Origin of the sequence: Enterobacter sp. 302C9, from assembly GCF_034106085.1 — a bacterium.
Taxonomy (GTDB): domain Bacteria; phylum Pseudomonadota; class Gammaproteobacteria; order Enterobacterales; family Enterobacteriaceae; genus Enterobacter; species Enterobacter asburiae_B.
On sequence record NZ_JAWNBW010000029.1, the window covers coordinates 1 to 861 of the forward strand.

Sequence of the window (861 nt, forward strand, 5' to 3'; positions counted from 1 at the left end):
TGTGAACTCGAAGAGTAGGGCGGGACACGTGGTATCCTGTCTGAATATGGGGGGACCATCCTCCAAGGCTAAATACTCCTGACTGACCGATAGTGAACCAGTACCGTGAGGGAAAGGCGAAAAGAACCCCGGCGAGGGGAGTGAAAAAGAACCTGAAACCGTGTACGTACAAGCAGTGGGAGCACCCTTGTGGTGTGACTGCGTACCTTTTGTATAATGGGTCAGCGACTTATATTCTGTAGCAAGGTTAACCGTATAGGGGAGCCGAAGGGAAACCGAGTCTTAACTGGGCGTTAAGTTGCAGGGTATAGACCCGAAACCCGGTGATCTAGCCATGGGCAGGTTGAAGGTTGGGTAACACTAACTGGAGGACCGAACCGACTAATGTTGAAAAATTAGCGGATGACTTGTGGCTGGGGGTGAAAGGCCAATCAAACCGGGAGATAGCTGGTTCTCCCCGAAAGCTATTTAGGTAGCGCCTCGTGAACTCATCTTCGGGGGTAGAGCACTGTTTCGGCTAGGGGGCCATCCCGGCTTACCAACCCGATGCAAACTACGAATACCGAAGAATGTTATCACGGGAGACACACGGCGGGTGCTAACGTCCGTCGTGAAGAGGGAAACAACCCAGACCGCCAGCTAAGGTCCCAAAGTCATGGTTAAGTGGGAAACGATGTGGGAAGGCACAGACAGCCAGGATGTTGGCTTAGAAGCAGCCATCATTTAAAGAAAGCGTAATAGCTCACTGGTCGAGTCGGCCTGCGCGGAAGATGTAACGGGGCTAAACCATGCACCGAAGCTGCGGCAGCGACGCTTAGGCGTTGTTGGGTAGGGGAGCGTTCTGTAAGCCGTTGAAGGTGT

At 53.0% G+C, this 861-nt stretch carries 1 rRNA gene; it reads left to right on the plus strand.

From position 1 onward, the window contains the following. Positions 1-861: ribosomal RNA gene (locus UR289_RS21820) — 23S ribosomal RNA — on the plus strand; the annotation flags it as partial.